This window comes from Candidatus Synechococcus spongiarum (genome assembly GCF_900047545.1).
Lineage (GTDB): Bacteria > Cyanobacteriota > Cyanobacteriia > PCC-6307 > Cyanobiaceae > Synechococcus_B > Synechococcus_B spongiarum_C.
In genome coordinates this window covers 1-3,592 of sequence record NZ_FITM01000156.1, presented here as the reverse complement: position 1 = coordinate 3,592, position 3,592 = coordinate 1, and the positions used below count along the sequence as shown (strand labels likewise).

The window sequence follows — 3,592 nt, the reverse complement described above, 5'->3', positions numbered from 1 at the left end:
ATCTTCTCGCTATGGGCCCTGATCCTAGGGTCAGGACCCATAAGGTGAAGGCGGACAGGCCGTCCTTCCCTGTTGCACACCACAGGTCGCTTGCTGGTCAGTCCCGCCGTAACGGAATGGCATTCCTTGGGCGCATGGACAGCGGCTTAACGCCGTGCCCCCGTCGTGAACTGCAACCTGGCCTGTAACACAGGCCTGGACCCGGCTCCCCCCAAGGCTCGCCCCACACTGACCAGGTGCTGCCGTTCAGAATCAATTTGCATCAAGCTCCTCCCCTCCGGACCATGCCCACCATCCACTTCCTACGAGAGCAGTTGGACGTTGATTGCCCTACTGGCATCATCCTGAGGGACGCGGCCTTGGATGCCGGCGTAGAGCTCTACGGCCTCAAGGGCAAGCTGGGCAACTGCGGTGGCTGCGGTCAGTGCAGCACATGCTTTGTGGCCGTGGCCGGCCAGGGGGAGGACACTTGTCTCACCCCACGGACAGCACCGGAGCAACGCTTTCTCAAGAAACGGCCCCCAAGCTGGCGCCTCGCCTGCCAAGCCGTGATTCGGGATTCCCTGGTGGTGGTGACCCGTCCCCAGGCTGGTTGGCCTGGTGGTGACGAGGCCCTGGCTGCTGCTGCAAGTGCCATGCCCGCGGATGCCACGCCCATAGATGTTATGCCTGTGGATGTCGTGTCCAGTCCCCAGGACGGCGCCCACCAGGACAGGCAGGATGATGGCGATGGGCAAGACGGTGGGGACGAGGTTGAGACCGGGGAGCGGTGATTGGGGGCTTGCTTAACAAACCGCAAAGCCATGGCCCACTGGCCCTCTGCCCGTGGGCGGAAGTGATAGGCTTAGCTTGCTCTATTCTGCCGTTCCTGGATGGAAACGAATCCCCTGGGTTTCATCACCAGCCTTCTATTCGTCCTGGTGCCGGCCCTATTTCTCGTCATTCTTTACATCCAGACCAACAAGGCACAGACCTGAGCCCGGGCCCCACCGCTCTGGTCACCCCAGCCTGGATGTGCCGTGGGTCCCTATGCGCAGGACGGCCAGGCCGATAATGTTCTGCCGTGCCGTGTTCCCCATGTGGTGGCTACCCATGGACAGGGCCGAAAGGCCGTGCAACTTGAAGTGTCCTGGCGCGGCTTCTTCTCCCAGCAGCTTGACGATGGTCCCCAACCGCTGATGGCGGACGACGACAATCACTCCAGGAGAAAGACCGTGATCAGCTGACAGCCGACGAAACAGGACGAAATCCCCGTCCTCCAGCGCTGGAACCATGCTGAGCCCGGACACACGAACGATCCCGAAGCCCAGCAGGGCGCCAATGCCTTGAATCAGGTGGATCAAAGCACCGGATAGACCACCTCAAGGCTGGGTGGATACGGGCAGGTTTTTCTGGTGGTCTTGATGCCCTTGGTGGCCCAGAACATCTCGGCAAACTGGTTGACCGCGTCCACCAGTGCTTCCCCGTCAGCGCGGTTGACGCCTTGCTTGCAGGCGCCACCCAGTAGCATGATCTTGTGAACCACACTGCTGGCATCCGGGAACGCTTCAAATTGGGGCGTCTTGAAATAGTCACCCCAGATGATCCGCACCTCATGCTTCACCTTCTCCGCTTCCTCTTCCTTGCGCACGACGCAGCGGGCAAGATTGTTGCGGGTGGCCAGGGATGCCATGGCATCCCCTTCGGACTTCTCTTTCATGATGTCCATCAGGCGCACAACCGACAGGGCTGCGATCAAGGCCGTGGAAGGATCATAGATCTTGCATGGGATGTCGCAATGGGCTTCAGCCCGTGGGAATGGATGGATGGTGTCCAGAGACTGCAGAAGACTGTGAAGCATGGGTTCCTTCCTGGCCAGGTTCATTCTGTTGATACGAGATCGTTGCTGGCGAGACGAACGCGACGACCTGGGAACAGATGTTATCAGGTTGTTATCAGGCTTTAAGAGCCAAGCTGGCGGTCGCTCCCCAACCGAGCTGCCGCCACGGCCATCCACAGAGTCCCTGCAGGCCAATGCCACTCCGATAACCCCAGGTGGGCCGCCACAATGGAGACTTGACCCTCCCAACATTGTCCATGGTCGCCCCGCTGGCAAAACTGACGTACCAGGTGCTGCAAAAAGGTAAGGGGGCCTTCGGTCTTGCCCACAAGGAAATCAGCCTCCGCCTGCTGAAGACCATGGCCCCCGATGCCGTAGTCAAAACCCTGCCCCTGGAGCCCGGCACCATGCAAGCTCTCCGTCACGCCATGGATGCTCTGCTGGAGCGGGATTGGCAGGACGGGGAAGACGGAATCTATCCCACGGAACTGTTGTTTTCCAGCCCCTGGAAGGACTGGGCCGCCCGATATCCCCTCCTCTGGCTGGATAGCCCGGCCATGTGGGATCGCCTGCGACGGCGGGATTTTCGCGACCTGCCCAGGACCGTCAACCACCGGCATTACCCCGCCTACTACCTGCGGAATTTTCATAACCAGACGGATGGGTACCTGAGTGACTACTCGGCGGCCCTCTACGACTTGCAGGTGGAGATTTTGTTCAACGGGGCTGCGGACCCCATGCGACGGCGCCTGCTGCGACCCTTGAAGCAGACATTGCCCCGCATGGGAACTGGCGAGGCTCCGTCTCAGCCGCTGCGCATTCTGGATCTGGCCACCGGCACCGGTCGCACCATGCACCAACTGCGGGCTGCATTTCCAGAGGCTCAGCTTGTGGGCTGTGATCTATCCGAGGCCTATCTCCGCCAGGCGGGGCGCTGGCTGGCAGAACAGCCGCGGGAGCTGCCCCAGCTTGTCCAAGCCAACGTGGAAGCCGTTCCCTTTGTGGACAGTTGGTTTGATGCCGTCACCTGTGTGTTCCTACTCCATGAACTGCCGCGCCCGGCCCGGGACAATTGCATGAAGCAAGCCTTCCGTCTCCTCAAGCCCGGCGGTGTTCTGGCGGTTCTGGACTCCGTCCAGCCCAAGGATTCTCCACAATTCAAGGTGCTCTCGGAAAACTTCTGTCGCATGTACCACGAGCCCTTCTACAGAGATTACATGGTTGACGACATCGAAACCCGCCTGGAGCAAGCCGGCTTCACGTTACTGCCCAGCGAGACCCATTTCCTCTCGCGCCTGTGGCTGGCGCGGAAGCCTGCTTGAAACCTTAAAGGTGATACAGTCAAGATCACCACGGAGGAATTGACGGCAAAGGAAGAGGCTGCATTCTGGGATGGCACTGCCAAGCACCATGCTGCTTAACTCATTAATGATATGGCATCCTACGAGTTCAGGCTACAACACACTCGCTCCTATCTGAAACCACAGCACAAGGTTCTTAAAATCGGTGCCGCTGCGGGATCTACTGCCCTCCTGTTTGCATCGTCAGTTGCCCACATTACAGCCACCAATCTCTTCGCTGAGATAATTAAACTTGGCCAGGAAAAGGCTGTAGAGTAGGACGTACACAACATTGACTTCCTTAGAGGCGGCGCTGCCACTGGAGAAGGTCTGCCCGACGATACAGACCATGACGCCCTCCTGCCGCCCTGGCTGCAGCCGTTGCGACACGGCCGCTGCCGCCTGGGCGGTGACGGTGCGGCCGGAAGTGGGC

The 3,592-nt window shown here is 60.0% G+C and carries 6 protein-coding genes; 3 read left to right on the top strand and 3 right to left on the bottom strand.

The features are described from left to right. Positions 1 to 284: 284 nt before the first annotated feature. Both FLM9_RS06660 and psbM read left to right on the top strand, forming a co-directional pair. Positions 285 to 773, top strand: coding sequence for a 2Fe-2S iron-sulfur cluster-binding protein (locus FLM9_RS06660; RefSeq protein ID WP_074457837.1), 489 nt, complete (start codon positions 285 to 287; stop codon positions 771 to 773). Positions 774 to 872: 99 nt separating this feature from the next. Continuing rightward, entirely contained in the window at positions 873 to 977 is a 105-nt protein-coding gene (psbM, locus tag FLM9_RS06655) for a photosystem II reaction center protein PsbM (protein WP_074457836.1), read from the top strand. Positions 978 to 998: 21 nt separating this feature from the next. Here psbM and FLM9_RS06650 read toward each other — a convergent pair whose 3' ends face one another. Further along, on the bottom strand, positions 999 to 1,343 hold the full coding sequence (locus FLM9_RS06650; protein ID WP_074457835.1) for a S24/S26 family peptidase: 345 nt from the start codon (positions 1,341 to 1,343) through the stop codon (positions 999 to 1,001). Further along, entirely contained in the window at positions 1,340 to 1,840 is a 501-nt protein-coding gene (gene sodN / locus FLM9_RS06645; protein WP_074457838.1) for a superoxide dismutase, Ni, read from the bottom strand. The genes FLM9_RS06650 and sodN overlap by 4 nt, the downstream gene beginning before the upstream one ends. Before the next feature lie 236 nt (positions 1,841 to 2,076). Here sodN and FLM9_RS06640 point away from each other — a divergent pair, with 236 nt between their 5' ends. Continuing rightward, on the top strand, positions 2,077 to 3,141 hold the full coding sequence (locus tag FLM9_RS06640; RefSeq protein WP_074457834.1) for a class I SAM-dependent methyltransferase: 1,065 nt from the start codon (positions 2,077 to 2,079) through the stop codon (positions 3,139 to 3,141). 222 nt (positions 3,142 to 3,363) lie between these two features. Here the strand turns inward: FLM9_RS06640 and FLM9_RS08230 are convergent. After that, positions 3,364 to 3,592: hypothetical protein (locus FLM9_RS08230; protein ID WP_180365328.1), on the bottom strand; the 229-nt coding region annotated here is incomplete at its 5' end.

Bases quoted from the DNA above. Each gene is read 5' to 3' on its own strand.
- FLM9_RS06660 (WP_074457837.1), top strand. From the start codon at position 285: ATGCCCACCATCCACTTCCTACGAGAGCAGTTGGACGTTGATTGCCCT.
- FLM9_RS06640 (WP_074457834.1), top strand. From the start codon at position 2,077: ATGGTCGCCCCGCTGGCAAAACTGACGTACCAGGTGCTGCAAAAAGGT.
- psbM (WP_074457836.1), top strand. From the start codon at position 873: ATGGAAACGAATCCCCTGGGTTTCATCACCAGCCTTCTATTCGTCCTG.
- sodN (WP_074457838.1), bottom strand. From the start codon at position 1,840: ATGCTTCACAGTCTTCTGCAGTCTCTGGACACCATCCATCCATTCCCA.